The sequence below is a fragment of the Nocardiopsis sp. CNS-639 genome (genome assembly GCF_000381685.1).
Taxonomy (GTDB): Bacteria; Actinomycetota; Actinomycetes; order Streptosporangiales; family Streptosporangiaceae; genus Nocardiopsis; species Nocardiopsis dassonvillei.
Genome location: NZ_KB906859.1, coordinates 186226 through 212872, shown reverse-complemented (window position 1 = coordinate 212872; position 26647 = coordinate 186226). Strand labels below are relative to the sequence as shown.

Here is a 26647-nt window from a genome sequence, read left to right as displayed (position 1 = left end):
CGCGCCCCTTCAGTCGGCGAGGTCGAGCAGGCCGGGCGGCGGGTCGATGACGATCCGGCCACCGGCCACGTCCACCTCGGGGACCAGGGCCGCCACGAAGGGCACGTACACCTCCGAGCCGCCCGGGGTGGTCACCACCAGGAGGTCCTGCGCGTGGTGGAGCACGTCCGCGACCGTGCCGACCGGCTCCGCGCCGGTGGTCACCGCGGCCAGGCCGATGAGTTCGTGGTCGTGGAACTCGTCCGGGTCGTCCAGCGGCGGGATGTCCTCGGAGTCCACGAGCAGGGCGGTGCCGCGCAGCCCCTCCGCGGCGTCGCGGTCGGCCACGCCCTCGAAGCGCACGAGCAGGCGGCCGCTGTGGCGGCGCGTGGAGACGACGGTGAGCGGACCGGCCTCGGCCGGGTCGGTGGCCAGCACGGAGCCGTCGGCGAACCGGGCCGCGGGGTCGTCCGTGCGCACGTCCACCGCGACGTCGCCGCGGACGCCGTGCGCGCGGCCGATCCGGCCGACAACGAGTCGCATGGGGATTCTTCCTTCCGCCCCTCGGGGGGTGAGAAAACTGTGCCCGGGACCGGGCGCGTGCGGTGGGCACGGACCCCGGGGTCCCGGGCACGGCTGCGGGGCGCCGACCGCTGGCGGTCGGCGCCCCGAGAGGCGCGTCAGCGCACTTCGTGCAGGTCCAGCAGGTCCACGCGGACGTAACGGCCCCCGGCCAGGGCGCCGATGACGGTCCGCAGGGACTTGGCGGTGCGGCCGTTGCGGCCGATCACCTTGCCGAGGTCGTCGGGATGGACCCGGACCTCCAGGACTTTGCCCTTGCGGAGCCGCTTGGCTCTCACCTGGACGTCGTCGGAGTTCGCAACGATCCCCTTCACGAGGTGCTCAAGCGCCTCTTCCAGCACGTCAGGCCTCGCCCTCGGACTTCTCAGTCTCGGTGGTCTCAGCGGTCTCGGCGGGCTTGTCCGCCTTGTCCGCCTTCTTCTCGGACTTGCGGCCCTTGCCCTTGCCCTCGGCGCCGGGGAGCACGAGCTCCTTCAGAGCGGCCTGGAAGGCGGCTTCCTTGGCCTCGGGGTCCTTGGCCTCGGCGACCTGGAGCGGAGCCGGGGCGGGCAGGCCCTTGAACTTCTGCCAGTCACCGCTCTTGCGCAGGAGGACCTTGACCGCGTCGGAGGGCTGGGCGCCCACGGACAGCCAGTACTGGACCCGCTCGGAGTCGACCTCGATGAGGCTCGGGTGCTCCTTGGGGTGGTACTTGCCGATCTCCTCGATCGCCTTGCCGTCCCGCTTGGTGCGGGCGTCGGCGACGATGATGCGGTACTGGGGCGTACGGATCTTGCCCATACGCTTGAGCTTCAGTTTGACAGCCACTGGAGTGGTCTTCTCCCGATTAACGGTGTAAGGCGCCCGGCGGCGAAACCACGTGGGGTTGCGGCACCCGACGGGACAGACGTGGGTGGCGGGCTAGTTAGAGGGCTGGCCCGGCACCGTTAGTCGACTACTCATTGTGCCAGACGCGGACGTGTTCCCCGGACACGACACCGGAACACCTGTGCACGGATGGGCGGCGGACTCGGAGGCGGCCCGTCCCCGGAACGTGGACGGGCCGCCCCGCCCGGTCTCCCGGGCGGCGCCAACCGCCCGCCTCCGAGGAGGCGGGCACGCGGTCCGGGCCGTGGGCCCGTCCGCGTCCGCGGTGCGGTCGGTCGCGCCACACGCATGGTAGCGCTCCGCCCGTCGGCCGACGGGTACGAGGGCCGGTACCGGCCGCGCCTACTGCTTGGGCAGCTTGAAGTTGGACAGGTCGGGCATGTTGGGGCCGCCGAAGCCGGGCGGGAGCGTGGGCTGGCCGCCGCCCCCCAGGCCCGGGGGCAGCTGCGGCGGCTGCTGGCCGCCCTCCTCCTGACGGCGCTGGCGCTCGGCCGCGCGGTCGGCCTCCTGCTGGCGGGCCTTCATCGGGTTGCCGCTGCGCTGCTTGCCCTTCTTGGCCTTCTTGGCCTGGGCCTTGGCCTTCTTGCGGTTGGCGCCGCCGCTCATGCCCGGCATCCCGGGCATACCCGGCATGCCGCCGCTCTTCATCTTGCGCATCATCTTCTGCGCCTCGAAGAAGCGGGTGACCAGGCCGTTGACATCGCTGACCTGGGTGCCCGAACCGTTGGCGATGCGCAGGCGGCGCGAGCCGTTGATCATCTTGGGGTTGGCGCGCTCGCCCGGGGTCATCGACTGGATGACGGCCTGGATGCGGTCCAGGTCCTTGTCGTCGATGCTGTCGATCTGCTCGCGCATCTGGCCCATGCCGGGCATCATGCCGAGCAGGTTGCCGATCGGGCCGAGCTTGCGGACCATCTGCATCTGCTGGAGGAAGTCGTCGAGCGTGAAGTCCTCGTCCGACGCCATGGTCGAGGCCATCTTCTCGACCTCGGCCTCGTCGAACGTGCGCTGGGCCTGTTCGATGAGGGTGAGGACGTCACCCATGTCCAGGATGCGCGAGGCCATCCGGTCCGGGTGGAAGAGGTCGAAGTCCTCCAGCTTCTCGCCGGTGGACGCGAACATGATGGGACGGCCGGTGATGTGGCGGATGGACAGGGCCGCGCCGCCGCGCGCGTCGCCGTCGAGCTTGGTGAGCGCGACCGCGTCGTAGCCGACCCCGTCGAGGAAGGCCTGCGCGGTGTTGACCGCGTCCTGGCCGATCATCGCGTCGACGACGAAGAGGATCTCGTCCGGGTTGACCGCGTCGCGGATGTCCGCGGCCTGCTGCATCATCTCGCTGTCCACGCCGAGACGGCCCGCAGTGTCGATGATCACCACGTTGTGGTTGTTGCGGCGGGCGTGCTCGACGGACTCGCGGGCGACCTGGACGGGGTCGCCGACGCCGTTGCCGGGCTCGGGCGCGAACACGGGGGTCCCGGCGCGCTCACCGACCACCTGGAGCTGCGTGACGGCGTTGGGGCGCTGGAGGTCGGCGGCGACCAGCAGCGGCGTGTTGCGGTCGGCGGCCAGCCACCGGGCGAGCTTGCCCGCCAGGGTGGTCTTACCGGCGCCCTGGAGGCCCGCGAGCATGATCACGGTCGGCGGGTTCTTGGCGAAGCGGATCTGCCGGGTCTCGCCGCCGAGGATCCCGACCAGTTCCTCGTTGACGATCTTGATGACCTGCTGGGCCGGGTTGAGGGCCTTGGAGACCTCCTCGCCCCGGGCGCGCTCCTTGATCCGCGCGATGAACTCGCGGACCACCGGCAGCGCGACGTCCGCCTCCAGCAGCGCGAGACGGATCTCCCGCGCGGTCGCGTTGATGTCCTCCTCGGACAGGCGCCCTTTACCGCGCAGCGAGGAGAAGACCGATGTCAGCCGGTCGGAAAGCGTCTCGAACACGAGTGTGGCCAGTCCTTCGTCTCGGAGTTGGTCTCCCAGCCTACCGGCCGGGATCACCTTGCAGTATCCCTCGGCGGGCGGGTCCGGACACGGCCGAGGGCGGGAACACCGTCCCCGCCCTCGGCCGCCGTGCGCTCGGGGCCGCGCCCCGCCGGTACCTCTAGTTGCCCTCTTCCTCGGCCGTCTCCGACGCCTCCTCGGAGGGGGAGGCCCCGCCCGACAGGGTGGCCTCGCGCTGCTCGGCGAGGGCCGCCAGCATCTCCTCCTGCTGTCCGCCGGTCAGGCCGCGCGTGGACAGCTGGGCCTCACCGTCGATCGGGTAGGTCTGCTGGACGGAGCTGACGATGTTGTAGTCGGCGCTGCACGAGAGCTCCAGCGTGCCGCCCGCCTCCAGGGTGCCGCTGTCCTCGCAGGTCTGCTCGCCGATGTCGGCGTTGCTGAAGGTGACGGCCATGCTCACGGCCACCTCGCCACTGCCGTCGCCGCCCGCGTCGCGCACGGTCCCGGTCCAGGTGCAGTTGGGGCCGTCCTCGCACGTCATGGAGGGGCTGCCCTCCCAGCCGACCTCGATGCGGGCGTCCCGGGAGGAGGTCAGCTCCTCCTCGGTGGCGGCGGTGACGCCGTCGTAGAGCTCCTCGACGGCGGCGGTCTCGGCCTCGGCCAGGTCCAGGCGGACCTGGGGGCCGGTCTCGGCCTCCTCGGGGACGAGCTCCTCGATGGCGATGCGCTGGATCTGGCTGGTCTCGGCGTTGATCCAGACCTGGTTGCGCTCGCCCGCCAGGTCGACCCGGTAGGTGAGCGTGCCGTCCAGGTTCTCCTCGACGGCCTCCTCCGAGTCCAGCTCGATGCCGCCCAGGATGGCGGAGAGCTCCGGCGGGGCCAGGGAGACGCTCGGGTTGAACCCGGCCTGGGCCGAGGAGGCCCGCACCCAGTTCCCGTCGAAGTCGTCGAAGTCGGGGCTGAAGACGCCCTGGTCGAGCCAGAAGTCCTCCGCGGCCCGCAGGAACATCCTGCCGTCCGCGCTGATCAGCTCGGCCTCGATGCCGTTGGCGCGGATGGTGCCGCTGGCCGTGCCGCCGTCGGCGACGGTCAGCGAGGCGTCGCGCACGTCGGCGGAGCCGACGCTCTCGGCCACCTGACCGGTGGCGGTGAGCGCCGGGTAGGCGGCCAGGTCGGCCAGGGCCTGCTCCATCAGCGGCGCCGCGGCGACCGGCTCGGCGGCCTCCGGGCTGGGCTCCTCCTCGCCGCCGCCCCCGGGGCGCAGGTGGCTGAGGTCGATGGAGCAGCCGGACAAGCCGAGGGCGACGACCGCGCCCGCGGCGGCGAGGGCCACGCGCCCGCCTCTGCGACCCGTGATGTGACTAACCGGCGCCATCTTGCCTCCTGACCCCGACATGTGGGGCACTGTACGAATCAGCATGGTTTCCGGGTGGACGGCGGGGTGGACGCGCCGGTCCCCGACCCGTTCCTGGTGTGGGATGCGAATGCGCGGCTCCCGGTTGTGCCGCGTGCCCCTTTTCGGGGGAGCCGGGAACGGGGCCGCCCGCGTGGCGGAGCCGTCGGTCGGGCGCCGTGCGCCCGGGCTCTACCGCCGTACCGCTCAGAGGGTACCGAACGGATACACAGGCCACAGCCAATACGGTGCCAGAAATGCCCATATATGCCATGAAAAGTGGCTGAGCACACGAACGGGGCTGACGGAGATCTCTCTCCGTCAGCCCCTGGACACCTCGCCGGATCAGTGGCGCAAGGCCCGCGGCCTCGACGCTGAGGTCTAGGCCTTGGCCTTCGGCGAGGCCGTCTCCCCGCCCGGAGGCGTCGGCAGGGAGACCGCTTCCGTCGCGTCCTCGAGCTCGTCGAGTTCGTCGAAGGCGTAGGCGGACTCGGCGTGCAGCTCGTGGTCCAGCCCGTTGGTCTCCACCTCCTCGGGGATGCGGAACCCGATGACGAGGTGGATGACCTTGGCGATGACCCAGGTGACGGCGAAGGAGTAGAGCATGACGCCGATGACGGCGATGGTCTGGACGGCCAGCAGGCCGACGCCGCCGCCGTAGAGCAGGCCGTCGGAGCCGCCCGCCACACCCGCGGCGACCAGGCCGAGGATCAGGGAGCCGACGATGCCGCCGACCATGTGGATGCCCACCACGTCGAGCGCGTCGTCGTACTTGAACTTGAACTTCCAGCTGATGGCGTAGGCGCAGACCGCACCGGAGAGCAGGCCGACGGCGATGGCGCCGAGCGGCGTGACGTTGGCGGCGGCCGGGGTGATGGCGACCAGGCCCGCGACGGCGCCGGAGGCGAAGCCCAGCGCGCTGACCTTGCCGTAGCGGAAGCGCTCGACGAGCATCCAGGCGCCGGTGGCGGCGGCGGTGGCGACCTGGGTGTTGACCAGGGCCAGGGCGGCGGTGCCGTCGGCGGCGTAGGCCGAGCCCGCGTTGAAGCCGAACCAGCCGAACCACAGGAGCGCGGTGCCCAGAAGGACGAACGGCAGGTTGTGGGGGCGCATCGACTCCGAGCCGAAGCCCTTGCGGCGGCCCAGGACGAAGGTCAGGGCCAGCGCGGCGGCGCCGGCGTTGATGTGCACCGCGGTGCCGCCCGCGAAGTCGATGACCGTGTAGCCGCCGATCTCCAGCTGCTCGATCCAGCCCTCGCCCCAGACCCAGTGGGCGACGGGGAAGTAGACCAGGAGAGCCCAGACCGGGACGAACAGCAGCCAGGCGCCGAACTTGGCGCGGTCGGCGATGGCGCCGCTGATGAGGGCCACGGTGATGACCGCGAACATCATCTGGAACCCGGCGTCGACCAGCAGCGGGTAGCCGCCGGTGCCGTCCTCGGCCGCGGGCTCGATCTCACCGATCAGGTTGGACAGGCCGACGTAGTCCAGGCCGCCGATGAAGGTGTCGAGCGCCCCGGGCCCGTCGGAGTAGGTGAGCGAGTGGCCGATGACGACCCAGAGCACGCTCACGACCGCGATACTCGCGAAGCTCATCAGCATCATGTTGAGGACGCTCTTGGCCCGTGACATGCCTCCGTAGAAGAAGGCCAGGCCCGGGGTCATGAGCATCACGAGGGCTGCGCTGATCAGCAGCCACGCCGTGTTGCCGGAGTCAATCATTGCGTCGCCTCCATAGGACGGACGGGGGATTGTGTCTGTGAGGGCGGCGGTCAGCGAGCGCATCATCGGGCCCGATGCAGAACACCACGCAGGCAACTGTCGGACCGGGGTGTTTCTCGCCAGGACCCGATGTGTTGCGCGCCGGTAAAAGGACAGACGGCAGTGTTAAGGCGCCATGAACCGAAGCCCCAGTCCGCGCGAACGCACGTGCATCGGCACAGAGCGACCCCCGTCACACCACCGGTGGGCGACACCACGGACACGCACGGTGACATCTCACGGGGTCGGCGCGGGCGCGGTCAGGTACCGGCGCGCCCGTGTTGCGCCGGGATTTCCACCGCGTGTCGTGCGTCACATCCGCGTCCCGCCCCCGGACACGGGCGGGACGGACGGGGCGCGGGCGGTGTCGCGCGTCGGCGGACCCGCCCCCGGCCGCGAGGGGGCCGGACACGAGAAGGCCGGACACCCGTGCGGATGTCCGGCCGTGCGTCGTCGGGTCCCCCGTCACTCCGTGGACAGGATCGCGTCCACGAAGACCTCGGGGTCGAAGGGCGCCAGGTCGTCGGGGCCCTCGCCGAGCCCGACGAGCTTGACCGGCACGCCCAGTTCGCGCTGGACCTGCACGATGATGCCGCCCTTGGCGGTGCCGTCGAGCTTGGTCAGGGCGATGCCGGTGACGTTGACGACCTCGCCGAACACCCGGGCCTGGCGCAGGCCGTTCTGCCCGGTGGTCGCGTCCAGGACGAGCAGGACCTCGTCCACCTGGGACTTCTTCTCCACGACCCGCTTGACCTTGCCCAGCTCGTCCATGAGCCCGGTCTTGGTGTGCAGGCGTCCGGCGGTGTCGATGATGACGGTGTCGGCGCCCTCCTCGACGCCACGCGCCACGGCGTCGAAGGCCACGCTGGCGGGGTCGGCGCCCTCCTCCTTGCGCACAACCGGGGCGCCCACGCGGCTGCCCCAGGTCTCCAGCTGTTCGGTGGCGGCGGCGCGGAAGGTGTCGGCGGCGCCGAGCACGACGCTGCGGCCGTCGCCGACCAGGACGCGGGCCAGCTTGCCGGTGGTGGTGGTCTTGCCGGTGCCGTTGACCCCGACGACCATGACCACGCCCGGGCGCCCGTCGTGCGGGCCGGTGCGCACGGCGCGGTCGGCCTCGGTGGTGATCTGGGCGAGCAGCTCCTCGCGCAGCAGCGTCCGCACCTCCTCCGTACCGCGGGTGCCCAGGACCTTGACGCGCGTGCGCAGGTTCTCCACGATCTGCGCGGCGGAAGTGACACCGATGTCGGCGGTGATGAGGGTGTCCTCGATCTCCTCCCAGGTGTCCTCGTCCAGGGAGTCGGAGGACAGGAGGTTGAGCAGCCCCTTGCCGAAGGCGTTCTGCGAGCGGGCCAGCCGCGCGCGCAGGCGGACCATGCGCCCGGCCGAGGGCGGCGGGGTCTCCAGCTCCGGCGGGGCGGGCTCGACGGTCTCCCGCACGGGCGGGGGCGCCTGGGCGGGGGGCGTGCTGACGGTCCCCGGGTCCCGTTCCCGGTCCTCCACGGCGGTGGCCCCGGCGGCGGCGCCGGTGGGTTCGGGTCCGGTCTCGTCCTTGCCCGGTTCGACCGAGCGCCGGGTCGTGACCAGGAAGAACCCACCGGCGGCCAGGAGCACGACGGCGATGATGATGGCGACGAGCAAGGTGATGTCCATAGCACCTTCCAGTGTTCCAGAGTGTGCGACGCGTTCGCGTCACGGCCGGGTGGCGCGCCGGGAACGAAGCGGGTACCGGTAGGCCCCCTCCCCTTCCGCGGCTCCCCGGAACCACCGGTGACAGCGGGAACTCAGGTGCCGCGGTGGCGCGTGGTGCGCAGGATGAGCACGAAGAAGGGCGCGCCGAGGAACGCGGTGACCACGCCGATGGGCAGCTCCGCGGGGGCGATGAGCGTCCGGGCGACGATGTCCACCAGGACCAGGAAGGCGCCGCCGAGGAGCACGGTGACCGGCAGGATCGCCCGGTAGTTGGAGCCCACCAGCCGGCGCACGACGTGCGGGACGACGATCCCCACGAAGCCGATCAGGCCGCTCACCGACACGGCGGCGGCCGTGGCCAGGGACGCGGCGCCGATCACCACGATGCGCACGGCGGCCGGGTTCAGTCCCAGGCTGACCGCCTTGTCGTCGCCCAGGGCGAGCATGTCCAGCAGGTAACCGCTGACCAGCAGGACGACCAGTCCGACCACCGCGTACGGGGCGACCAGCCGCACGTCGTCCCAGCCGCCCCTGCCGAGTCCGCCGAGCAGCCAGGCGAAGATGCGCTGGAGTTCGTCCACGCCCATCTGCTGGACCAGGGTCTGGGCGGCGGACAGGAACGAGGAGACGGCCACGCCCGCCAGGACGAGCGCGGCGGTGCCGCCCCCGCCCGCGGTGGACCCGAGCAGGTAGGCGGCGGCCACGCCGAGCAGGGCGCCGGCGAACGCGGCGACCGGGACCAGGGCGCGCGGGGAGTCGCTGAACTGCGCGCCGAAGACGATGACCGTCGTCGCGCCGAGCCCGGCCCCGGCGGCGGCGCCGAGGAGGTAGGGGTCGGCCAGCGGGTTGCGGAACACGCCCTGGTAGGCGCCGCCCGCGGTGGCCAGGAGGGCGCCGACGAGCGCGCCCATCACCACGCGCGGCAGGCGCAGCTCCACCAGGACGGCCGCCTCCCGTTCGGTGAGGGGGGACTGCGCACCGAACGGCAGGAGGCTGAGCAGGTGCCGGGCGATGTCGGCCGCGGAGAGGGAGGCCGCTCCGGCGGAGACGCCGAGCAGGGCCGCCGCGAGCAGCGCGACCAGCCCTCCCGCGACCCACCCCAGAGGGAAGCCGACACCGCCCCGCACGTCAGTCCGCCGCGTTCTCGGTGACGGCCTGGCCGACCAGCTCGGCGAACTCGACCACGCGCGGCCCCCAGCGGGAGGCGATGTCGGCGTCGAGCAGGTAGACGGCGTCGTTCCGCACCGCGGTGACGGTGTCGAAGGCGGGGCGCCCGGCCACGTCGGCGACCGTCGACTCGTCCCCGTAGGACAGGAAGATCAGGTCCGGGTTCTGCTCCACGACGTACTCCTGGGACAGTTGCGGGTAGCCGCCCGCGGCCCCGTCGGCGTCGGCCTCGTCGGCGATGTTGACCAGGCCGAAGGACGCGTAGATCTGACCGACGAAGGTGTCGGAGGTGGCGGAGTAGGAGGTCTCGTCGAGCTCCTGGTAGAAGGACAGGCCGGCGTCGCCGGTCTCCTCGCACACGCCCTCGACGATCGCGTTGAACTCGTCCTCGACCCGGGTGGCCTCGGCGTCGGCCTCCTCGGTGTGGCCGGTGACGTCGCCGAGCATGCGGATCTGGGCGTAGGTGTCCTCCAGGTCCTGGGCGGCGTCCAGGACCAGCGACGGGATGCCGACGTCCTCCAGCTGGGCGGCGGTCGCCTCGGCGCTGCGGGCGAGCAGGACCAGGTCGGGGTCGTACTCGGTGATGGCCTCCACGCTGGGCTCGAAGCCGCTCAGCGAGGTGGTGGGGGCCTCCTCCGGGTAGTCGGAGTACTCGTCGGCGGCCTCGACCCGGTCGCCCGCGCCGATGGCGAAGAGCATCTCGGTGTGGCTGGCCGACAGGGAGACGATCCGCTCGGGGGCCTCCTCGACGGTGACCTCGCCGGTGGCGTCGGTGACGGTGACGGGGAAGGTGCCGTCGCCCACGGAGAGGCGCTCGGGGTCGGGCTCCGGGGGCCCGCAGGGGACGGAGGCGGCCTCGGTGGCGGGCTCGGCCTCGGGCTCGCCGCCGTCCGGTGCACCGCAGGCGGTCAGGGCGAGCACGGCGCCGAGAAGGACGGGGGAGAGGTGGCGTGCGGTCCGCACGGTGCTCCTTGTCGGGCGGGGGGAAGGAGCAGCGCGGTCCCGACGGAGGCGGCCTGTCCTTCCCACGAGGACGGGGACGTCGGTGTCGGGAAGGCGACCTGGCTCGTCCCCCGAGGGGGCCTCACAGTTGCGGGACAGCGCCGGGTTGGACGGCCGGTTGTGGCCGCGCCACCGGACTTCGCTCCGTCGACACCGCTCGGGCCGCCCGCGGGCGGCCCGGAACCCCCAGCGTACTCGGCCCGCCGCACACCCCCGCGGGCACCCCGACGGCTACTCTGGCCTGCGCTTTCTCCGGCGGGGCCGCGCCTCTTCACCGAGGGCGGCCGGGAAGGCGCCGCACGGTAACGGGCCACCCTTTTTCGCATCTTTTATTTCTTTCGCGCAAAAAGAGAAGAATGCCGGTTTTGATTACGTCTGTAAAGCAGAGGGATGGTTCAGGCCCCTGTGTGTCCAGATTGAGCCTTGGTGAGCATTGACACTTTCATGGCGCACGGCAATGATCTCGTTGCTATGCGCGCCGACTAACCGATGACGGACATTAAGCGGCGTATCCCCCTGAGCACCACGGCCTTACCCAGTGGGGTACCCCCGCTCCCCCGGTGTCCTGAGGCGCGCACCGAGAAGGGATGTGTTGACAAGGTGGTACCCCACCGCACGCGCCTGGCGTCGCTCGCCGGGTTGACACTCGTCGCGGGCCTGGTCGCGGCCGCACCGGCCAGCGCCGACGACGCCTCCGAGCTCGCCCCCCTGCACCCCGCCCCCTCCGCCGAGAACGGCGAACTGACCCATCAGGCGGACGGCCTGTGGTTCATCGAACTGGAGAGCCCCCCGACCACCGCCGGCACCTCCTCGGCACAGGTCGAGAACGAGCACGAGGCGTTCCGCGCCGAGGCCGAGGAGTCGGGCCTGGAGTACACCGAACGGCACTCGTTCGGCGACCTCTGGAACGGCTTCTCCGTGGAGATGGACGACGCGCAGGTGGGCACGGCACGGGAGATCCCCGGTGTCAGCGCCATCTACCCCGTCGTCACCTACGAGGTCCCCGAGGGCGACACCAGCGTCCCCGACCTGGACACCGCGCTGCCGATGACCGGGTCCGACATCGCCCAGAACGAACTCGGCCTCACCGGCGAGGGACTGCGCGTGGCCGTCATGGACACCGGCGTCGACTACACCCACCCCGACCTGGGCGGCGGCGGCTTCCCGAACGACCGGGTGGTCACCGGGTACGACTTCGTCGGCGACGACTTCAACGCGGGTGACCCCACCACCGTGCCCGCCCCCGACGACGACCCCCAGGACTGCCACGGCCACGGCACCCACGTGGCCGGGATCGTCGGCGCCCGGGGCGAGGTCACCGGTGTGGCGCCCGGCGTGGACTTCGGCGCCTACAAGGTGTTCGGCTGCGAGGGCTCCACCACCTCCGACATCATGATCGCCGCCATGGAGCGGGCCCTGGCCGACGACATGGACGTGCTCAACATGAGCATCGGCTCGGCGCACTCCTGGCCGCAGTACCCCACCGCGGTCGCCTCCGACAACCTGGTCGACGAGGGCATGGTCGTGGTCGCCTCCATCGGCAACGAGGGCGACACCGGCCTGTACTCCGCGGGCGCCCCCGGCCTGGGCGAGGACGTGATCGGCGTCGCCTCCTACGACAACACCCACATCCGGTCCGCGTCGGCGACCGCCAACCCCAGCGGCGAGACCCTGGCCTACATGGAGATGGGCGAGGCCTCCCCGCCGCCCACCTCGGGCGAGACCGACGAACTCGTCCACGTCGGACGGGGCTGCCCTTCCCTGGGCGACGAACTGGAGGCCGACCCCGAGGGCAGAACAGCCCTGATGGTGCGCGGCGCGTGCACCTTCGCCGAGAAGTACGACGCGGCCGTGGCCGCGGGTGCCACCGGCGTGGTGATGTACAACAACGTCCCCGGCATGTTCGCGGGCAGCGGCATCGTCGACCAGGGCGCGTTCTCCATCGGGATCTCCGACACCTCCGGTGCCCACCTGCTGGAGCTCCTGGAGGGCGACGAGCCCGTCACCCTGTCCTGGACCGGTGAGAGCACCACCATCCCCAACCCGACCGGCGGGCTGATCAGCTCCTTCAGCTCCTTCGGCCTGTCCCCCGACCTGTCCCTGAAGCCGGACATCGGCGCGCCCGGCGGCCTGATCAACTCCACCTACCCCATGGCCAAGGGCGGCTACGCCACCATCAGCGGCACCTCGATGTCCTCGCCGCACGTGGCGGGCGGCGTCGCGCTGCTGCTGGAGGCCCGCCCCGACCTCGGCGCGCACGAGGTGCGCGACGTCCTCCAGAACAGCGCCGACCCCAAGGCCTGGTGGGGCGACCCCGACGCGGGCTACACCGACAACGTCCACCGTCAGGGCGCGGGCATGATGGACGTGCCCGGAGCCGTGCTGGCCACCACCGCCGTGACCCCGGGCAAGCTGTCCCTGGGCGCCACCGAGGGCGAGGTGACCGAGACGATCACCATCGCCAACGACGGTGACGAGGAGGCCACCTACACCCTGGACCACGAGAGCGCCCTGGGCACCCACGGCAACACCTTCACCCCCGGTTACAACGACGCCTCCGCCGAGGTGGCCTTCGACCGGAACGAGGTGACCGTCGCGCCTGGCGGCACGGCCGAGGTGCAGGTGACCTTCACCCCGCCCGCCCAGGACTTCCAGCAGATGATCTACGGCGGCTACGTCTCCGTGGCCGAGACCGGCGGCGAGACCTACCGGGTCCCCTACGCCGCCTACAACGGCGACTACCAGCAGATCGAGGCGATGACCCCGATCACCGACGGCAGCGGCAACGTGCTCGAACTGCCGTGGCTGACCAGGATCACCGAGTGCGACGCGTTCTCCGGCCTGGAGTGCGTGGACGAGGGCGGCGGCACGTTCGAGAACCAGCCCGAGGGCGCCGCCTACACCCTGGAGTGGGTCGACGGCCTGCCCGACGTCCCGTACGTCATCGCGCACTTCGACCACCACGTCACCCTGCTGGAGATGACCGTCGTCGACGAGCGCACCGGGCGCCCCGTGCACCCGGACCGCAACGTCGGGGTGTCGGTGGACCACGTGAACCGCAGCGCGACCGGGACGTCGTTCTTCAGCTACTCGTGGGACGGCACGGTCCTGGACCGCCACGACCGGATCACCCCGGTCCGGGACGGCCAGTACCGCCTGGAGGCCCGCGCGCTCAAGGCGCTCGGCGACCCGGACAACCCCGACCACTGGGAGACCTGGACCTCCCCTGTCATCACCATCGACCGCGGCTAGCAGTACCCCTTGGGGACTCCGCTCGGACCGGTTCCCCAAGGGGGTTGGTTCGGGCGTCCACGGGGCTCTGGAGGATCCGTGGGTGGGACTGCGGGGAACGAGCCGTCACACCGGAGGATCCGAAGGTTCCCGTTCTTCGGACGCCCGAACAGGGAAAACCGCGCGCAGCGTCCGTTGGGGGTGGCAGCCCGCCCCAGCGCGAAGCGCCCCCAGCGGGCGATGGCGGGTGACGGGCGGGCCGAAGCGAAGCGGAGGCCCGAAGAAAGCACGGGGCCGCTCTCCCCTCCGGGAGGGCGGCCCCGGCCGTGCGTCAGGCGGGGCGCTCCAACTTCTGGCTGATCACCTGGGAGATGCCGTCACCCTGCATCGTCACGCCGTACAGCGCGTCGGCCGCCTCCATGGTGCGCTTCTGGTGGGTGATCACGATCAGCTGCGAGGCGGCCCGCAACTCCTCGAAGATCACCAGCAGGCGCTGGAGGTTGGTGTCGTCCAGGGCCGCCTCGACCTCGTCCATCACGTAGAACGGGGACGGCCGCGCCTTGAAGATCGCGGCCAGGAAGGCCACCGCGGTCAGGGAGCGCTCACCGCCGGAGAGCAGAGACAGGCGCTTGACCTTCTTGCCGGGCGGACGGGCCTCCACCTCCACACCGGTGGTCAGCATGTCCTCGGGCGAGGTGAGCAGCAGCCGCCCCTCGCCCCCGGGGAAGAGCCGCCCGAAGATCGCCGCGAACTCCCGCTCCACGTCCAGGTAGGCGGAGGAGAACACCTCCTGCACCCGGGCGTCGACCTCCTGGACGATGTCCATCAGGTCCCGGCGGGTCTTCTTGAGGTCCTCCAGTTGGGCGTTGAGGAAGGCGTGCCGCTCCTCCAGCGCCGCGAACTCCTCCAGCGCGAGCGGGTTGATCTTGCCCAGCTGGTTGAGCTGGCGCTCGGCGGCCTTGGCCCGCTTGGCCTGCACCTCGCGCACGTACGGCAGCGGGACCGCGTCCTCCTCGGCGTCGCCCGGAGGGGGCACGGGCACGTTCGGCCCGTACTCGGCGACGAGGGTGGGCACGTCGACGCCCATCTCCTCGCTCGCCCTGACCTCCAGCTGCTCCAGGCGCAGGCGGCGCTCGGCCCGGGCCACCTCGCCGCTGTGCGCCGAACTGGTCAGCTTCTCCAGGTCGACGGACAGCTCGCGGACGCGGGCGCGCACGGTCCGCAGTTCGGCGTCACGCGCCTCCTTGTCCGCCTCGGCGGCGGTGCGCTCGGCCTCGGCCGCGGCCAGGGACACCGCGATCCGCTCCAGGGCCAGGCGGGCGCCCTCGGCGGCGGCCTCGGCGATGGTGGCCTGTGCGGCGCGGGTGCGCCGGCGCTCGGCGGCGCGCTCCATGGCGCGGCGCTCCTCGAAGGCCTGGGCGCGCAACCGCTCGGCGCGGCCCTCGATCGAGCGGGCGCGCTCCTCGGCGGTGCGCACCGACAGGCGGCGCTCCATCTCCGTGGCGCGGGCCCGCGAGGCCTGGGCGGCGAGCTCGTCGCGGGTCTCGGGGTCGGGCGCGTCCTCCTCGATGGAGGCGGCCACCTCCTCGGCCTCGGCCAGCTCCTCCTCCAGACGCTCCAGCTTGGCGGCCTCCTCGCCGCGCGCGGCGGCGGCCTTGGCGGCGGCCGCCGCGTACCGCTCGGACTCGGCCTCGGCGGAACGGGCCTGCCCGCCCAGCTTGCCCAGCCGCTGCGCGGACTCGTTGCGCCTGCGGTCGCCCTGGCGGCGGCGCGCGGTCAGCTCCTCGACCTCGGCGGCCAGGTCGGCGCGCTCGCGCCTGCGCTCCTCCAGCTCGGCGGCGATCCGTCCGGCGGCCTCGGTGGCCGTCTCCAGCCTCCCGGCCGCCTCGTCCACGGCCGCCTGGACCTCCAGCAGGCTCGGCGCGGCGGCCGAACCGCCGTGCACCAGCGCGGCGGAGAACACGTCCCCCTCGGGGGTGACGGCGCGCACGCCGGGGACCTTGCGGACCAGGTCGCGGGCGGTGTGGGCGTCGGCCGCCAGCGCGGTGCGGTCCAGCAGGGCGGTGACCGCTCCGGCCAGGTGTTCGGGGGCGACGACGGCGTCGAGGGCGTAGCGGACCCCGGAGGGCAGCACGGGCCACTCCCCGCGGGGCACCGCAGGGACCGCCTGGGCGATGACGATCCCGGCGCGGCCCGCATCCTCGGACCGGAGCAGGTCGAGCGCGGCCACGGCGGTGTCGGGGTCGCTGACCGCGACCGCTCCCGCGGCCGTGCCGAAGGCGGCGGCCACGGCGGTCTCCTGACCGGACTCGACCTGGACGAGGGCGGCGAGGCTGCCGAGCATCCCCGGCAGGTCGGCGCCCAGGAGGGTGTCGGCGCCGTCCTTGTGCGCCAGCCCCAGCTCCAGAGCCTCCTTGCGCGCGGCGAGCGCGGCCCGCTCCCCCTCGGCGGTGCGCTCGGCGTCGCGCAGCCGGTTGATCCCGGCGTCGGCCTCGGACAGGCGGCGGGCCGCCTCCTCCTGGGCGGCGTCGAGCTCGGCGTCGCCCTCGTCGAGACCGGCCGCCTCCTCGGCGGCCATCTCGTACTCGGCCTGGGCCCGCTCCGCGCGTTCGGCGGCCTGGCGGGCGGACTCCTCCAGCCGGGTGATCTCGTCCCCGTTCGAGGCCAGTCGGCCGCGCAGGCTCTCCACCCGCGCGGACAGCCGCACGAGGCCCTCCCTGCGCTCGGCGGAGGCGCGGTTGGCGGCCTCCAGCCGCTTCTCCTCGCGGTGCAGGGCGTCCTCGGCGGCGGAGCGCTCGATGACGGTGGCCTCCAGTGCCTCGCGGGCCTCCTCCAGCCGGGTGAGCAGCTCCTCCTCCTGGGCGGCGGCCTCCTCGGCCTCCATCTCCAGTTCCTCGGGGTCGCGGCGGTGGACGGGCTCGTCGGAGACGGAGGCCAGGTTGCGGTGGCGCTCGTTGGCCAGGCCGCGCACGGCGTCCAGGCGCTCGGTCAGGCGCGACAGCGCGTGGTAGGTCTCCAGGGCGCGGGCCAGGGCGGGCGCGGCCTCGGCGGCCTGCGCCTCCAGCTCGGTCTCGCGCTCCTGGGTCTGGGTGAGGGCGGCCTCGGCGGCCCCGCGGCGGGCGAGGACCTCCTTCTCGTCCGCCTCCTCCTTGGCCAGCTGACCGGTGAGCGTGACGATGTCGTCGGCGAGCAGGCGCAGGCGGGCGTCGCGCAGGTCGGCCTGGATGACGGCGGCCCTGCGGGCCAGCTCCGCCTGGCGGCCCAGGGGCTTGAGCTGGCGGCGCAGCTCCGCGGTGAGGTCGGTGACCCGGTCCAGGTTGCCCTGCATCGCGTTGAGCTTGCGGATCGCCTTCTCTTTGCGCTTGCGGTGCTTGAGGATGCCCGCGGCCTCCTCGATGAGGGCGCGGCGCTCCTCGGGGCCGGCGTGCAGGACGGTGTCCAGCTGCCCCTGGCCGACGATGACGTGCATCTCACGGCCGATGCCGGAGTCGCTGAGCAGGTCCTGGATGTCCAGGAGGCGGCAGGTGTCGCCGTTGATGGCGTACTCCGAGCCGCCGTTGCGGAACATGGTCCGCCGGATGGTGACCTCGGTGTAGTCGATGGGCAGCGCACCGTCGGTGTTGTCGATGGTGAGGCTGACCTCGGCCCGGCCCAGCGCCTGCCGGGTGGAGGTGCCCGCGAAGATGACGTCCTCCATCTTGCCGCCGCGCAGGGACTTGGCCCCCTGCTCCCCCATCACCCAGGACAGGGCGTCCACCACGTTGGACTTGCCCGAGCCGTTGGGACCGACCACACAGGTGATCCCGGGCTCGAAACGCAAGGTGGTGGCCGACGCGAACGACTTGAAGCCGCGCAGCGTCAGATTCTTCAGGTACACCCACACCTCCCACGACGGTCACCGTTGATACACAGCGCGACCACCTAAGGGTGCCACGAAGCGGTGACCGTAGGGCGGGGTTCGGGCTGGTGTCCCCGAGCGGACGGCCCTGGGGCCCGCGCCCGGGCGGGGAAGAGGGGGGATGTCCGGCGGACACGTAGGGTTGCGAAAGGGTCCGCCGGGTACAACGGTAAAAAGAGCCGCAAGGGAAAGGAAAGACTGCGGCGAAGCGGACTGAGGACAAACAGACCCGGTCCGTCGACGGTTCCGGCCAGGGACGCCTGGCTCGCGTGTTCGGCGTCCCCGTCAGTGGGTCGAGCACATCGGAAAGAGCAGCTCTGGCTGCGCCCGAAACGTCGACGTCGTCAGGTCAGGCGAGCGCCGGCTCGCGGTCGGTCGCGCCGGAGGCGGCATCGGTGACGGCCATGCTGAGCTGGTCGTTCTGTGCCTGGAGACGGCTGATCTCGTCCTCAAGGTCGCGTACCCGGTTCTGGAGCCGCCGCACCTCCGAGACCATCCGAGGGTCGGAGACGCCGACGTGGCCAAACAGAGCCTTCGCCATGATGTGGGTCCTCCACACTGAGTGACCAGTGATGATCCGCGCACGTGATGTCCCGTGGAAAGCCGACCGATGGTGGTCCGGCCCGGGTGGAAGATCTGCGCGATGTGCCTTCCAGAATCTCACTGTGCGCGCCGCTGGTCAAGATTGGATTACGACAGTCAGTAACGGCCACACCCCGGACAGGTATCCAGGGCAGGTGGCAGCGCACGATCCGAACACGGCCACCCCGGGTCCAGCCGGAACGCGCGGACTGGCCGCACGACGGTCGCCTCACACCCCGCGAGGTCCCGCCGCGAGTCCCTGGGGACCGCCGCGGTCGCGCGGTGTGCTCGAATCGCGTTACCCCACAAGCATACTCACCGTTCGTCGAATCCGGTGAACGTCCCCCCAGACGAGGACCAACGTTCGACCACGGAGTCCACACGACCGGGTGTTGCACCGCCCCTGAGATGGCCAAGAAGCCGTTCGCACGCGTCCCTGGGGCCCTCGGCGACCACCTCGACGCGACCGTCCCGCAGGTTCGTCGCCGCCCCGACCAGACCCAGTTCCAGCGCCTTGGACCGCGTCCACCAGCGGAAACCCACGCCCTGCACGTGCCCGCGCACCCACGCGGTCACCCGGACGGCCTCGACCTCGTCCCCCACGGACGGACTCCTTACTTACCTGGCAGACATACTTTGCTTGCCGACACGCCAAAGGGGCCTTATGTGCGGCCGCGGGGCGCCCTCTGGCAGGTGGGACAGCTGTAGGAGGAGCGGTTCATGAACGCCTCGCGGACGATCAGGGCGCCGCACCGCCCGCACGGGCGGTCGCGGCGGCCGTAGGCGTTGAGCCCGCGCTCGAAGTAACCGCTCTCCCCGTTGACGTTGACGTACAGGCCGTCGAAGGTGGTGCCGCCCACCTCCAGTGCCTCGTTCATCACCTGGCCCACGTGGCCCAGCAGCTCCACCGCCTCGGCGTCGGACAGCTCCCGCGTGGAGCGCGCCCAGTGCAGCCGGGACCGCCACAGCGCCTCGTCGGCGTAGATGTTGCCCACCCCGCTGATCAGCGACTGGTCCAGCAGAGCCCGCTTGACCTCGGTGCGCCGGGCCCGCAGCGCCCGCACGAAGTCCTCGGCGACGAAGTCGGGGTCCAGCGGGTCCAGGGCGATGTGGTCCACCGACGAGGGCACGTCCTCGCGCGCCCCGGGCACGTCCACCATCAGGTGGCCGAAGGTGCGCTGGTCGACGAAGCGCAGCTCGGTGCCGTCCGACAGGGGCAGGCGCACCCGCAGGTGCCTCTCGTCGGGCTTGCCCTCGGGCTGGACGAGCATCTGCCCGCTCATGCCCAGGTGGGTGAGGAGCATCTCGCCGTTGTCCAGGACGAGCCACAGGTACTTGCCGCGGCGCCGCGCGGCGGTGGGCACGCGGCCCGACAGGCGGGCGGCGAAGTCGGCGGGGCCGGGCAGGTAGCGGCGCACCACGCGGGGGTGCAGGACCTCGACGGCGCCGACAGTGCGGCCCAGGGCGTGTTCGGCCAGGCCTCGCCGGACGACCTCGACCTCGGGGAGTTCGGGCACGGCCGCCTCACCCCTGCCCGTCGCCGGAGACGGCACCGGCCGCGCCCGCGCCGGCGGCGGCCTCGGAACGGGCCTTGATGGCCTTCCACGCGGACTCGGCGGCCTGCTGCTCGGCCTCCTTCTTGCTGCGCCCCTCGCCCAGGCCGTAGCTCTCCCCCGCGACGCGGACCGTCGCGCGGAAGGTCTTCTGGTGGTCGGGCCCGCTCTCGTCCACGTGGTACTCGGGGACGCCCAACATCTCGGCCGCGGTCAGCTCCTGGAGGGAGGTCTTCCAGTCCAGGCCCGCGCCCAGCCCGGAGGCGGTGGCGATGAGCGGGTCGAAGAGGCGGTGCACGAACTCCGAGGCCACGTCCAGACCGCGGTCCAGGTAGACGGCGCCGATGACGGCCTCCAGGGTGTCGGCGAGGATCGAGGACTTGTCGCGGCCCCCGGTCCCCTCCTCACCGCGGCCGAGCCGGATGTAGGCGCCGACGCCCAGCCCCCGGGCGACGTCGGCGAGGGCGCGCATGTTGACCACGGCGGCGCGCAGCTTGGCGAGCTGCCCCTCGGGCAGGTCGGGGTGCTTGCGGAAGAGGGTGTCGGTGACCACCAGGCCGAGCACGGAGTCCCCGAGGAACTCCAGGCGCTCGTTGGTGGGCAGACCGCCCTTCTCGTAGGCGTAGGAGCGGTGGGTCAGCGCCCTGAGCAGGATCTTCGGATCGACTTCGACCCCGATGGCCTGGTGGAACGCCTTGGCTTCGGAGACGGGGAGTTGGTTGGCCACTCGTTCACTTCCCTGTTCGTACGCGCCGGGCTGCGGCGCGCGGACGGCTGGAGTCGGGTGCGGCCCCCGCGGCTCCGTCAGGGTGCTCGAAAACGAGGTGACCGTCGCGGGAGGCTCCGCTCCCCCGGCAACCACCACGAACTCGGGAACCCGGGAGAACCCGGACCGCCGTGCGGCGCGCGCACGCTCCCGCGCGCCGGTGCTCGTCGTGTATCACGCTTTGTTCCTTGACATCACTCTACAAACCCGCGTACGGCGGCGCTCGGGGAGTACGGGGACAGGGGTCCGAATCCGCGTGGACACCGCCCGCACCGGCGCGGGCACCCGCCGCGCACGCGGGGAGGCACGGGCACGGGCACGTGACTCAGCACGTGCACGGGCACGGCCGCTCAGACCGCCCGCCGACCGGTGACAGCACTTCGGGGCGGACCCCTGTGCGGGATCCGCCCCGAGATGGCTGGGGAACCGGGTACGAGGACCCGGAACCCGTCATCCGCCGGACGCGTTCGGCTGCGGTGCGCAGGACCAGCGATGTGATCCACGGCGCGCCTAGGCCGGGTTGGTGACCTGGCGGTTGTTGTAGGTGCCGCAGGTCGGGCACGCGATGTGGGGCTGCTTGGGGTCGCGGCAGCGCGGGCAGTTGACCAGCACCGGGCGCGACGCCTTCCACTGGGAACGGCGGGTCCGGGTGTTGCTCCGCGACATCTTCCGCTTCGGGACGGCCACTTCAATCCTCCTGGGTCACCCCCGCGCGGTCGCGGGAGGTCGCTTCTCTCGGTCACCCCGCGCACTGTGGCGGGGAAGGTGTGCCCCGGTCGGCGGGGGCGCGCCCGGGGGCGGCCGTCCGCGATCGGTGCACGAGCTCATCGTTCGCCGGGGTCGTCCGCGATCTCGCGGAGCGCCTCCCAACGCGGGTCGATGTTGTCGCCGTGGCCGTGGTCGGGCCCGGCCTCGGCGATTTTGGCACCGCACTCGGAGCACAGGCCGGGGCAGTCCGGACCGCACAACGGCGTGAGCGGGAGCGCGAGCACGACGGCGTCTCGGACCACGGGTCCGAGGTCGAGGAGATCGCCCTCCAGATAGTAGTCCTCATCCTCGTCGTCCGCGTCCTCGCCCGTCACCGCCACCTCGTCGTCGGCGGAGTACCGGTACAGCTCCTGGAATCCGGCCTCGACGCCCTCCGAGATCGGGTCCAGACAGCGCGAGCACTCCGCGGTGAGCTGGCCGCGGGCGGTGCCGGTGACGAGGACTCCCTCCATCACCGCCTCCAGGCGCAGGTCCAACTCGACCTCGCTGCCCTCGGGCACGGCCGCCATCGCCGTGGCGAACGCCTCGGGGACGGTCACGATGCGGTTGACGGTCCGCATCGACCCCGGCTGGCGGCCCAGCTGGCGGGTGTCGACCACGAACGGGTCACGAGGATCTAGGCGAGACAGGGTCATCGGGCTTTCACGAGGATTGCGGGCGCAGCACCGGACGTGCGGGAGGCGTCGCGTGCGACGGGCACGGCCGGTGTCGGGGCACGCCGAGAACCGACGGTACCCATGGTCAAACCGAGATTGTACCCAGCATGTACCCTGCCGCCCAAATCAGCCCCCGGCCCGGTGGCGGGGAGGGCGGCGGAACCGAGCGCCCGGAAGGCCCCGGATCAGAGGCCCTCGGACCTCTTCTGCTCGTACTTCTCGCGCAGGCGCTCCTGGACGTAGGGGGTGACCAGGCTGGAGACGTCCCCGCGGTGCTGGGCGATCTCGCGCACGAGGCTGGAGGACAGGAAGGAGTACTGCGGGTTCGCCGTCATGAACACGGTCTCCACGCCGGAGAGCTGGTAGTTCATCTGGGCGATCTGGAGCTCGTAGTCGAAGTCGCTGACCGAGCGCAGGCTGCGGACGATGGTCTCGATGCCATTCGACCGGCAGAAGTCGACGAGGAGGCCGTCGAACTCGCTGATCCGGACGTTGTCGAACCCGGCGGTGCCCTCCCGGAGCATGTCGAGCTTCTCCGGGACCGTGAACAGGCCGCGCTTGTTGACGTTGTTGAGCACGGCGGCGACGACCTCGTCGTACTGTTTGGCCGCCCGGCCGATGATGTCGATATGACCGTAGGTCACCGGGTCGAAGGAACCCGGGCAGACGACACGGCGCACGGTGGATCGCCCCTTTCAGCAACGAACGACGTTCGGGTACCGCGATGGTAGGGGTTGGCCCCCGCGCGGATTCGGGCAACACCCGCTTAGCGGTCGCCTCCGTCCGTGGTCGGGACGTGTGCGCGCTTCGGGCGCACCGCCAGCCATGACCGCCGAACCGGGCCTCCCCCTCCCGAACCGGCGCCCTCCTCCTGGCCGTGTTCTAACCCCGCTTCCCGCCGTCTCCCGGGAGGCGCGCCGGGGCTGGGGGCGAGGCGTACGGGGCGGGAGGCCAAGCGCGCGGGGCTGGGACGAGTGTGGTGCGGGTGACCGGTGAGGGTGGTGGTGGGCGACGGGCACGGAAGTACCGCGCCGCAGGCGTCAGGTGAGGGTGGTGGTGGGCGACGGGCACGGAAGTACCGCGCCGCAGGCGTCAGGTGAGGGTGGTGGTGGGCGACGGGCGGGCGTACCAGAGAACCGCCTCCCCGTACCCCCGGCTGCGGTCGCGCTCCAGGCCCTCGGGCCAGGAGGGTTCGGCACCGCGCTTGGAGCGTTCGACGACGACCACGGCGTCCTCGGCCAGCCAGCCGCGGCCGACCAGGTCGGCCAGCACCCCGGCGACCTCGGCGTCGGTGACGGCGTAGGGCGGGTCGGCGACGACGACGTCGTAGGGGTCGCCGGTGTTGTCCGCGCCGACGACCCGTTCCACGCGGTCGGCGACCAGACGCGCCCCGGGGAGCCCGAGCGTCTGGATGTTGCCCCGCAGCACCTGGGCCGCCCGGCGGTCGGCCTCCACCAGCAGCGCGTGCGCGGCGCCCCGGGACAGGGCTTCCAGGCCGATGGCCCCCGAGCCCGCGTACAGGTCCATCACCCGGGCGCCGTCGAGGGAGCCGAGGTCGGACTGCACGGAGGAGAACAGCGCCTCGCGGGCCCGGTCGCTGGTGGGGCGGGTGTTACGGCCCTCGGGGACGGAGATGCGCCGTCCACCGGCCGTACCGGCGATGATGCGGGTCATGCCCCCACGGTAGCGGCCGGGGTGCGCGGGCGCCCCGGTACGCGGGCAGCACGAGGCTGGCGGCCCGGGGACCCCCGCTTTCCACGTTAGGCCCCGGCGCGCGGGCCGCACCAGGTCCAACCACGGCCTGTGGACGACGCCGCGGCCCGTGGACGACCGGGCACCCCGGTCGCTCAGGCCTTGTCCAGGTACTCCGCCCGTTCCTCGGGCAGCAGCGTCTCCAGCGCCTGGGCCAGCGGCGGGTGCCCGATCAGCCCGGGATCGGCCGCCACGTAGGCCGTGGCCTCCTCGCGTGCCTCCCCGATGAGCTCCTCGTCCTTGAGCAGGGTGAGCATCCGCAGGCTGGACCGGGCTCCGGACTGCGAGTCGCCCAGCACGTCGCCCTCGCGGCGCATCTCCAGGTCCACCCGGGAGAGTTCGAAGCCGTCGGTGGTCGCGGCCACCGCGGCCAGCCGTTCACGCGCCGGGGAACCCTCCTCGGCGTCGGTGACCAGCAGGCACAGCCCCGGCAGCTGGCCCCGGCCGACCCGGCCGCGCAGCTGGTGCAGCTGTGAGACGCCGAAGCGGTCCGCGTCCATGATGACCATCACTGTGGCGTTGGGCACGTCCACGCCCACCTCGATGACGGTGGTGGAGACGACGGCGTCGGTGTCCCCGGCCGAGAACCGGCGCATCACCGCGTCCTTGTCGTCGGGCGCCATCCGGCCGTGCAGGACCTCCACGCGCAGTTCGGAGAGCGGCCCCTCCCGCAGCCGTGCCGCCACGTCGAGCACCGCCAGGGGCGGCCGGGCGCCCGCGGCCTCCTCGCCTTCGCCCGCTCCGACCTCCTCCTCCGCCTCCTCCTTGGCGTCGTCGCCGATCCGCGGGCAGACCACGAAGGCCTGGTGCCCGCCGCCCGCCTCCTCCCGGATGCGCTCCCAGGCCCTGGCCAGGAAGTGCGGCTTCTCGCTCGCGGGCACCACGTGCGTGGACACGGGCGCGCGACCGGTGGGCAGCTGGGTGAGCGCGACCACGTCGAGGTCGCCGTAGACGGTCATCGCGACGGTGCGCGGGATGGGGGTGGCCGTCATGACCAGCACGTGGGGGCGCCCGTCCACGGCCTTCTCCCGCAGGGCGTCGCGCTGCTCCACGCCGAACCGGTGCTGCTCGTCGACCACCACCAGCCCCAGGTCGGCGAAGGACACGTGCTCCTGGAGCAGGGCGTGGGTGCCCACGACGATCCCCGCGGCGCCGGACGCCGCGTCGAGCAGGGCCTCCCGGCGGGCGGCGGCGTTCATGGAACCGGTGAGCAGCGCCACCCGCGTGGCGTCCTCCGCGCCGTCGATCTGTCCGGCGCGGCCGAGCGCGCCGAGCATGGCGCTGATGGACCGGTGGTGCTGCTGGGCCAGGACCTCGGTGGGCGCGAGCATGACGGCCTGGCCGCCGGAGTCCACGACCCGGAGCATGGCCCGCAGCGCGACCAGGGTCTTGCCCGCGCCGACGTCGCCCTGGAGCAGGCAGTGCATGGGGTGGGCCGCGTCGAGCCGCTCGGCGAGGCGTTCGCCCACCTCCCGCTGGCCCTCGGTGAGCGTGAAGGGCAGCTGGGCGTCGAAGGCGTCCAGGAGACCGCCGACCGCGCCGGGCCGGGGCTTGGCCGGCAGGTCCTCCGCGCGGTGGCGCCGCTGGGCGAGCGCGAGCTGGAGGACGAATGCCTCGTCCCACTTCAACCGGCGGCGGGCGGCGCCGACGTCGGACCACTCGGCGGGCCGGTGGATCCGGCGCAGGGCGTCGGCGACGCCGAGGAGCCCGCGCCGTTCGCGCAGTTCGGGGGGCAGCGGGTCGGGCAGGCTGTCCACGTCGGCGAGGACGATGTCGACGGTGCGGGCGATGGTGGTGGAGTCCAGGCCCTTGACCGCCGGGTAGACGGGGATGAGCTCCTCGGCGTAGGCCCGGGCCCGCTCGCCCTCGTGGCCGTCCTCGTCGAGGAGTTCGTACTGGGGGTGGTCGAGCTGGCGGCGGCCCTTGAAGGTGGAGACCCGGCCGGAGAACATCGCCAGGCGCCCGGGGACGAGGGCACCCTGGTGGTAGGAACCCCGGTTGAAGAAGGTCAGGTGCAGGCGCCCGGTGCCGTCGGTGACGGTGGCCTCCATCATGTCCATGCGGCGTCGTCCCTGCCGTGCGGGCACGGTGCGCCGCTTGGCGTCCAGGACGCGGGCCTGCACGGTGACCTCCTCGCCCTCGCGCAGTGCCGCGAGATCGGTCAGGTCGCCGCGCCGGTCGTAGCGGCGCGGGTAGTAGCGCAGCAGGTCGCCGAGGGTGTGCAGGTCGAGCTTCTCGGCGAGGGCCTTGGCCGTCTTGCCCCTGAGGGGCCCCCTGCTCAGCGGTTCGTCCCAGGTGCTCACGTGTGCTTCCCGTCTCGGATCGCCGGTCACCGCCACGGTAGTCCTCCGGTGCGACGCTCGCGCGCCTTCCCTCCGGCCCGGTCGGCCCGCTGGAACCCGGGGACCCCCGGGCCGGAGGGTTCCGGCGGCATCGCCGGTCCTGGAGGGCGTCCCGTGGGAGGGCGGGCGCCCCGGCTCCGGCGGACGCCCCTCGGCTGTGCGGGCACGTCTCGGGAGGACGGGCCCTCCGGATTCCGGCGGCGGTTCCCCGCCCGCGGTTCCCGCCCCTCCCAACCGGGATATACTCGTGGAAGTTCATCGCGTTCCCGCCATGCCCGCGTGGCGTATTCGATGCTCCCGGCGCTCGCCCGGGTCGTTACTCGACCACGGTGCGGCCCGCCATCACGCGTACGGACACCGGTCGTCGGCCCGCGCTGCGCGCCTGGCCATGTCCTTCGTGTAACCTTCCACGGTTGGCGTCACCGCCGACCAGTCCGCCCGACCTCTCCCGGTCGGATGAACCTTCGCGTGCGGCGACGTGCGCGATCCCGAGCGCTTGAATGGAGTTACCGTGGCTTCTGTCTGCGACGTCTGCGGCAAGGGACCAGGGTTCGGTAACAGTGTTTCCCACTCGCACCGTCGCACCCGCCGCCGCTGGAACCCCAACATCCAGACCGTCCGCACCCGTGTGGGCGGCACGCCCAAGCGCGTGAACGCCTGCACCTCGTGCATCAAGGCCGGCAAGGTGACCCGCTAGGGTTCCCAGCCCTCCGGACCTTCC

The 26647-nt window shown here is 72.3% G+C and carries 21 protein-coding genes; 2 read left to right on the top strand and 19 right to left on the bottom strand.

From position 1 onward, the window contains the following. Positions 1 to 9: 9 nt before the first annotated feature. The 9 genes from rimM to G011_RS0112000 all read right to left on the bottom strand — a co-directional run bounded on the left by rimM (position 10) and on the right by G011_RS0112000 (position 10339). The gene (gene rimM / locus G011_RS0112040) at positions 10 to 522 is read right to left on the bottom strand and encodes a ribosome maturation factor RimM (RefSeq protein WP_019608681.1); all 513 of its coding nucleotides are present in this window, start codon (positions 520 to 522) and stop codon (positions 10 to 12) included. A gap of 137 nt (positions 523 to 659) precedes the next feature. Beyond that, positions 660 to 902, bottom strand: coding sequence for an RNA-binding protein (locus tag G011_RS0112035; protein ID WP_013151282.1), 243 nt, complete (start codon positions 900 to 902; stop codon positions 660 to 662). A gap of 1 nt (position 903) precedes the next feature. Beyond that, positions 904 to 1368, bottom strand: a complete 465-nt coding sequence (gene rpsP / locus G011_RS0112030) for a 30S ribosomal protein S16 (RefSeq protein WP_013151281.1) — start codon at positions 1366 to 1368, stop codon at positions 904 to 906. Positions 1369 to 1770: 402 nt separating this feature from the next. After that, positions 1771 to 3366, bottom strand: coding sequence for a signal recognition particle protein (gene ffh, locus G011_RS0112025; RefSeq protein ID WP_019608678.1), 1596 nt, complete (start codon positions 3364 to 3366; stop codon positions 1771 to 1773). A gap of 160 nt (positions 3367 to 3526) precedes the next feature. Next, complete coding sequence (locus tag G011_RS0112020; RefSeq protein WP_026338229.1) at positions 3527 to 4741, bottom strand: hypothetical protein; 1215 nt, start codon at positions 4739 to 4741, stop codon at positions 3527 to 3529. Positions 4742 to 5140: 399 nt separating this feature from the next. Then, a complete protein-coding gene (locus G011_RS0112015; RefSeq protein WP_019608676.1) occupies positions 5141 to 6481 on the bottom strand; it encodes an ammonium transporter in 1341 nt (446 codons plus the stop codon). A 504-nt stretch (positions 6482 to 6985) separates the two neighbouring features. Further along, a complete protein-coding gene (gene ftsY, locus G011_RS0112010) occupies positions 6986 to 8170 on the bottom strand; it encodes a signal recognition particle-docking protein FtsY (RefSeq protein ID WP_019608675.1) in 1185 nt (394 codons plus the stop codon). Positions 8171 to 8301: 131 nt separating this feature from the next. After that, positions 8302 to 9336, bottom strand: a complete 1035-nt coding sequence (locus G011_RS0112005) for an iron ABC transporter permease (protein ID WP_019608674.1) — start codon at positions 9334 to 9336, stop codon at positions 8302 to 8304. 1 nt (position 9337) lies between these two features. Continuing rightward, a complete protein-coding gene (locus tag G011_RS0112000) occupies positions 9338 to 10339 on the bottom strand; it encodes an ABC transporter substrate-binding protein (protein WP_019608673.1) in 1002 nt (333 codons plus the stop codon). Between the two features lie 639 nt (positions 10340 to 10978). Here G011_RS0112000 and G011_RS0111995 point away from each other — a divergent pair. Further along, positions 10979 to 13630 carry a S8 family serine peptidase gene (locus G011_RS0111995; RefSeq protein WP_019608672.1) on the top strand — a complete coding sequence of 884 codons (2652 nt, stop codon included), beginning with the start codon at positions 10979 to 10981 and terminating at the stop codon, positions 13628 to 13630. A gap of 310 nt (positions 13631 to 13940) precedes the next feature. Here G011_RS0111995 and smc read toward each other — a convergent pair whose 3' ends face one another. From smc to recG, 10 genes are all read right to left on the bottom strand, one after another. Continuing rightward, the gene (gene smc / locus G011_RS0111990; protein WP_026338228.1) at positions 13941 to 17486 is read right to left on the bottom strand and encodes a chromosome segregation protein SMC; all 3546 of its coding nucleotides are present in this window, start codon (positions 17484 to 17486) and stop codon (positions 13941 to 13943) included. A gap of 370 nt (positions 17487 to 17856) precedes the next feature. Next, entirely contained in the window at positions 17857 to 18048 is a 192-nt protein-coding gene (locus G011_RS0111985; RefSeq protein WP_019608670.1) for a hypothetical protein, read from the bottom strand. Between the two features lie 356 nt (positions 18049 to 18404). Next, positions 18405 to 18692, bottom strand: a complete 288-nt coding sequence (locus G011_RS0111980; RefSeq protein ID WP_013151271.1) for an acylphosphatase — start codon at positions 18690 to 18692, stop codon at positions 18405 to 18407. A 59-nt stretch (positions 18693 to 18751) separates the two neighbouring features. Beyond that, entirely contained in the window at positions 18752 to 19606 is an 855-nt protein-coding gene (mutM, locus tag G011_RS0111975) for a bifunctional DNA-formamidopyrimidine glycosylase/DNA-(apurinic or apyrimidinic site) lyase (protein ID WP_019608669.1), read from the bottom strand. A gap of 7 nt (positions 19607 to 19613) precedes the next feature. Beyond that, positions 19614 to 20369 (bottom strand): ribonuclease III, encoded by a 756-nt coding sequence (rnc, locus tag G011_RS0111970; protein WP_019608668.1) that lies wholly within the window; start codon positions 20367 to 20369, stop codon positions 19614 to 19616. A gap of 549 nt (positions 20370 to 20918) precedes the next feature. Continuing rightward, positions 20919 to 21095, bottom strand: a complete 177-nt coding sequence (gene rpmF / locus G011_RS0111965; protein ID WP_013151268.1) for a 50S ribosomal protein L32 — start codon at positions 21093 to 21095, stop codon at positions 20919 to 20921. Positions 21096 to 21232: 137 nt separating this feature from the next. After that, positions 21233 to 21811, bottom strand: a complete 579-nt coding sequence (locus tag G011_RS0111960) for a DUF177 domain-containing protein (RefSeq protein ID WP_051104355.1) — start codon at positions 21809 to 21811, stop codon at positions 21233 to 21235. A 206-nt stretch (positions 21812 to 22017) separates the two neighbouring features. Further along, a complete protein-coding gene (gene coaD / locus G011_RS0111955) occupies positions 22018 to 22512 on the bottom strand; it encodes a pantetheine-phosphate adenylyltransferase (RefSeq protein ID WP_019608666.1) in 495 nt (164 codons plus the stop codon). Between the two features lie 412 nt (positions 22513 to 22924). Continuing rightward, positions 22925 to 23506, bottom strand: coding sequence for a 16S rRNA (guanine(966)-N(2))-methyltransferase RsmD (gene rsmD / locus G011_RS0111950; RefSeq protein ID WP_019608665.1), 582 nt, complete (start codon positions 23504 to 23506; stop codon positions 22925 to 22927). A gap of 173 nt (positions 23507 to 23679) precedes the next feature. Continuing rightward, positions 23680 to 25887 carry an ATP-dependent DNA helicase RecG gene (recG, locus tag G011_RS0111945; RefSeq protein ID WP_019608664.1) on the bottom strand — a complete coding sequence of 736 codons (2208 nt, stop codon included), beginning with the start codon at positions 25885 to 25887 and terminating at the stop codon, positions 23680 to 23682. A 550-nt stretch (positions 25888 to 26437) separates the two neighbouring features. Between recG and rpmB the strand changes: the two genes are divergently transcribed. After that, positions 26438 to 26623 (top strand): 50S ribosomal protein L28, encoded by a 186-nt coding sequence (gene rpmB, locus G011_RS31085; RefSeq protein WP_013151263.1) that lies wholly within the window; start codon positions 26438 to 26440, stop codon positions 26621 to 26623. Positions 26624 to 26647: the final 24 nt, after the last annotated feature.

What these genes read in the sequence shown, in the direction of transcription:
- G011_RS0111985 (WP_019608670.1), bottom strand. Translation starts at nt 18,048, where the DNA reads ATGGCGAAGGCTCTGTTTGGCCACGTCGGCGTCTCCGACCCTCGGATG.
- G011_RS0112015 (WP_019608676.1), bottom strand. Translation starts at nt 6,481, where the DNA reads ATGATTGACTCCGGCAACACGGCGTGGCTGCTGATCAGCGCAGCCCTC.
- rsmD (WP_019608665.1), bottom strand. Translation starts at nt 23,506, where the DNA reads ATGACCCGCATCATCGCCGGTACGGCCGGTGGACGGCGCATCTCCGTC.
- G011_RS0112020 (WP_026338229.1), bottom strand. Translation starts at nt 4,741, where the DNA reads ATGGCGCCGGTTAGTCACATCACGGGTCGCAGAGGCGGGCGCGTGGCC.
- rimM (WP_019608681.1), bottom strand. Translation starts at nt 522, where the DNA reads ATGCGACTCGTTGTCGGCCGGATCGGCCGCGCGCACGGCGTCCGCGGC.
- G011_RS0111960 (WP_051104355.1), bottom strand. Translation starts at nt 21,811, where the DNA reads ATGACCCTGTCTCGCCTAGATCCTCGTGACCCGTTCGTGGTCGACACC.
- ftsY (WP_019608675.1), bottom strand. Translation starts at nt 8,170, where the DNA reads ATGGACATCACCTTGCTCGTCGCCATCATCATCGCCGTCGTGCTCCTG.